This window comes from Sellimonas sp., from assembly GCF_047234585.1.
Lineage (GTDB): Bacteria > Bacillota > Clostridia > Lachnospirales > Lachnospiraceae > Sellimonas > Sellimonas caecigallum.
Map to the genome: position 1 here is coordinate 1 of NZ_JBKSWG010000052.1, position 4,565 is coordinate 4,565.

5 protein-coding genes are annotated in these 4,565 nt (G+C 41.8%); all 5 read right to left on the reverse strand.

What is annotated here, in order from left to right; translation table 11 throughout:
• Window positions 1-181 precede the first annotated feature (181 nt).
• Window positions 182-946, reverse strand: a complete 765-nt coding sequence (locus ACLROL_RS12070) for a CvpA family protein (protein ID WP_413067937.1) — start codon at window positions 944-946, stop codon at window positions 182-184.
• 8 nt (window positions 947-954) lie between these two features.
• A complete protein-coding gene (locus ACLROL_RS12075; protein WP_413067938.1) occupies window positions 955-2,274 on the reverse strand; it encodes a DUF5711 family protein in 1,320 nt (439 codons plus the stop codon).
• A gap of 64 nt (window positions 2,275-2,338) precedes the next feature.
• Window positions 2,339-3,370 (reverse strand): LysM peptidoglycan-binding domain-containing protein, encoded by a 1,032-nt coding sequence (locus ACLROL_RS12080; RefSeq protein WP_413067939.1) that lies wholly within the window; start codon window positions 3,368-3,370, stop codon window positions 2,339-2,341.
• 186 nt (window positions 3,371-3,556) lie between these two features.
• Window positions 3,557-4,069 (reverse strand): phosphohydrolase, encoded by a 513-nt coding sequence (locus ACLROL_RS12085; protein WP_087202869.1) that lies wholly within the window; start codon window positions 4,067-4,069, stop codon window positions 3,557-3,559.
• A gap of 3 nt (window positions 4,070-4,072) precedes the next feature.
• A complete protein-coding gene (locus tag ACLROL_RS12090) occupies window positions 4,073-4,408 on the reverse strand; it encodes a cyclic-di-AMP receptor (protein ID WP_087202870.1) in 336 nt (111 codons plus the stop codon).
• Window positions 4,409-4,565 lie beyond the last annotated feature (157 nt).

The window sequence follows — 4,565 nt, forward strand, 5'->3', positions numbered from 1 at the left end:
CGGTGTTTATCAGCGGAACGTGTTATATCTTATCATCCCTCCTTATAAATGTCAATACCTTTTTTTCATTTTTTTATTTTTTCTTATCTTCCTATAATATTCCCTGTTTTTGCGATATTATACATGCCCGGACCCCCATAGAATTGCAGCAGGAACAGACAATAAAACAGAGCTCTGCCGGTTAGCGGAGCCCTGTCACAACATTCCATATATAGTTGTTTTTATATAGAAAACTCAGGAACGGATTTTCCTGTATCATTCGAAGCATGTCTTTTCCTATGTCCGTGGCATACAGCAACGTCACAATCAGAAAAAAGATCCACACAACTGTAAGCGCAATCATGAGCCCAAGAGCTGCCCCTGCAAGCCTGTTGAGCCCTCCTATGATCGGCAGCATTGCGATAACATCAAACACATACAGCAGTATTCTGATCAGCAGTGAGGTCGACAGAAAGATCAGAACTGCCGAAATGATGTTTATGATCAGTTTTGCAGCCCCTTTTGCAATATAATCCGCAAAGCTGTCTGCTCCCATCAGCGAATACGCTTCTTTATTGTTGTTATCCTGAAGAAATTCTTTAAACACAGCAGGAATATCCGCATTTTCTATGATCTGAGTCTGTACATTTCTTGGAATCTCTATATTCTGCAGCTGCTCCTGTATTTGCTGTGTATTTCCGTCCGGCATCGGTATGTCGCCCGCCACTTGTTCCCATGATTCTGTCAACTGTTCTGTCATTGCTGTCTCGCATTTTTCTTCGATCCAATCATCCAGTTTTGTATATGTGGCAATCCCATCGCTTACATATGGCGTCAGAAATACTACGAGCATCAGTGTGACAACAGTAGCCGCCAGCGAAACAGCAATCCTTACGGCTCCCCTTACATATCCTGCAACTGCTCCGATCAACAGGATCCCGATTGTTATATATAAAATCCAATTCATATACTCTCCTATTTTGTCAGTCGTACTGTTTTTGTTCCATTTGCATCTACTACCAAATATTTATTGATCCCTTTTAACGGAAAAATGTCCTTGATATTTGTACCCATCTTTCCATCGAACCGATGAACTCCGCTGTCGGTATATATACTGCATTTTTCTCCGTCATACATCAATACTTGTCCTTTTTCTATTTTTACTTTGCTGTAATCGCCTTCAAAGTCTTTAGATATAACTTCTTTTCCGTCATAATCAAACAGTTTCAGCTCGTATCCGGCTTTATCTGTATTTTTTAATATGATACCAAGGTATTCCTTGTCATAGCAGATGCTTTTGATTTCTTTGGAAATTTTTACATATTCCTTTTCTTTTGGTTTGGTTCCATTATATAAAACAAAGCCGCCATCGCCTATCGCCACAGACTTTTCATCGGATACGAAATATACGCTTGGCATAACTGTATCCTCATATGTTTTGCCGCCTACACGGTATTTCCCATCTTCATCTTTGTTTCCGAAATCATAGTAAACCAGCTCGGTGTCCGGGTTCCCGTCTTTTATGGAAACATAAGAGACGAGCAGTGTTGTTCCATCCGGAGATAACGCAAGATCTACCGGATATCCCTGCTCTACAGCAGATACTTTATATTCCAGAAGCAGGTTTCCTGCCGCATCATAACACTGGATAGATGGGGTATTTCCTTCTTTCAGTATTACCGCCGTGATCCCTTTTTCAGAAACTGCTGTTCTCTCGATCGGCAATTCGGTCTGAACCTCCCCTTTCAAGCCTTTTTTGCCAAATATCAAGATGCTGTTTCCTCCATTATCCGCTACCACCGCCGATTCTTTGTTTACTTCCACGACTGGATTTTGTATCTGGCAATCCTCTTTCCACAATTCTTTCCCGTCTGTGTCAAACAAAACCACTCCGTCTCTGCTGCAGCGGAGGATATTCTCGTCAAACCTTGCGTAACTGCTCCTCCCAGTGCCGGCCTCCTGTTCCTGGCTGATTACCGAGACGTCCGTATACGTCTGCAGTGTGATGGTAAGATATGCAGTCAGAGCTGCAGCTGCACACACACTTACGATAACCCATTTGCGTATCGTCTTGTTTGGAAGCTTCCTTTTCTTTTCCGTATTTGTTTTCTTTCCATCCGAAGCTTTGATATCCCACGAGAAGACTGTGTCGCTCTTGATCTTCGGTTCCTTTTTGGGCATATCGCTGGCTTTTTTGCCCCTTTTTCGGATCTCCAGTGCTACGCCTGGCTTTGTAAGATCCGGGATATCTTTTTTCTTCGCAATGTGAAATCTTTTCTTTTTTTCGTCCTTCATATTGCTTTCCCCTTTGTATTTTATTTATACTGTTCTGTTTCACATTATCATAACATACTTTTTCCTATGGCAACAATAATTTTTGCCCAATGTAGATCAGATTGCCGTTTGAGAGCCCATTCATCTTTTTAATAGCATTTACCTGCGAAAGATCCCCATATATCTTTTTGCTGATGCTTGCCAAAGTATCTCCTTTCTGCACAGTGTAGATACCTTCCTCTGCATCATAGGCACTTCCGACGGCTTCCTGGATATCTTCCTCATTGACTGCATTTTTTTCTTCTCCCGCTGTTACTTTTTCATCCGTCTTCGTCGTGCCTTCGCCTGCCACGGATGCAGAAAGTTTTTCGATCGATGTCTGAACCGCCTTGATCTTATCGTAATTGTTTACCATCGTTACTCCGATGACCAGTATTACAACAAGAAGGAGTGTGCTGGCTGCATACAACACTTTATTGTTCTGCTTTTGATCAGACTTTTCCAGCTTTTCCCTTACAAGGTTGCGAAAATCCTTCGCAGCTCGATCTGCAACAGGTTCACTGGGCGTCACTTTATTTTCCTTTCTTGTGGAGATCATATAATTTTGCATATCCGGATTTTTCTCATAATATACGTAGTGCCCGTTGATCTGCATCAGATCTTTATATTTGTATGCAAAAAACAGTTCTTCTTTTTCCTTTGGATCTTTTATCACAAAAATACTATTTTCCTCCGGAAATTGTTTTTCATGAACAGAAGCCATCTGTTCATCGACAGCCATAGCATGTCCCGGAAAAATAAGGCACCAACCAAGAAGGGCCTTATTTCCAAAATATTCTTTGCACTCTTTCATCGCTTTTTCCATTGTTTCTTCCGGCAGATCCACTTTATTTCCTTCTCTTTTTATATCCGATATCTTAAGCGCTCCCGATATGTATACACAGTCCTGCCCGTCTGTCATCCCTTTTTCCCCTATGAGAAATGCTCCCTGAGGTTCTTCTTCTGTCTTGTCGCAAAGCTGGTTTAAAAATGTATCAACGTAGTCCTCTACATAGATTTTGGGGCTGTCGGACACATTTCCTATCTGACGTACGTTTTTTGGAAACTGTTTTTCCATATATTCTCACCTCATATTCATATTTTTTCTCATCATAGCATAGGCCAGGCGCCGATTTTATCGCTTCATGTCAGCTGTACCAAAGAAAAAAACGACAGAATAACTGCAAAAAAGAAAAGACCTGCCCACTTTTTTGCAAGTCTTTTCATTCTTTTTTGTTTTTTTGTTTTTCCGAATCGGTTTTTGTCAATTTACAGTCTTTCTTTTTCCTGTCTCCAGACTTCCGCAGTATTTATCCGTCAGGACAGTGATCCATCCTTCTTTCGTCCTCGGAAAACGAAAAAATGTGAGCGGCCACATATGGGTCAGGATAATATCTTTTTCTATCCTGTTAAGTTCAAAAAATTTGACTGCATTTTTGTAGGCGGCCCGGGGATGTGTGATTCCGTGCAAACAATCCCCCGTTTTTCTTCTATGTGTGTGCCAGTCATAAAGGAAGAGATCGTGAAGCATACCTCCTCTTGCGGCTGATCTTGCATCCAGATGAAAAAACCTGCACCAACAGTAATTATAAAACGCCACATTCAGGCAATGCTGATAGCAGTTTGACGCACCGTGATGCGGATACAGCTTCATGCGCAGGACTACCGGATGTTCCGCCAGCTCTTTTACACAGTCGTAAAAGTCTTCCCGCCAGTCTCTCCTGTACTTTTCTTTTCTGTCGTTGAGGCGGCTTTCCGTATCCCGGAACCAGAGCATCTCCTATATCCTCCGAAACTGTTCCACATCAAGAACAAAGACAGTGGCACCTCCTACTTCTACCGTGATCGGTATATAGGAATAGCTTATCATGGAGAGATCGCCCTGAGGATACGGCGTCGTCACTTCAACCTGTTTTCTCTTTGCACATTCTTTTTCCAATATCTTGAAGACTTCGTCTACCTGTTCATCCTCTACACCAAGCATGAGCGTAGTATTTCCTCTCTTGAGGAAACCACCGGAACTTGAGAGTTTCGTCACACGGAATTTCTTCTCGTTCAGACGCCGTACCGCTTTATTTGTATCATCATCGTGTACAACCGCAAAAATCAGTTTCATAATACATTCCCCTTTCACTATTTTGCTTACTGGAATTATATCACAATTTCCCGCGCTGATGCACACGTTTTCTGATAATTTATTCAAAATCTTTTCCAAAATCTCGGGAGTTTGACAGTTGCATAATTAAAATAGTACGTGCAGGCCGCATAAAGCC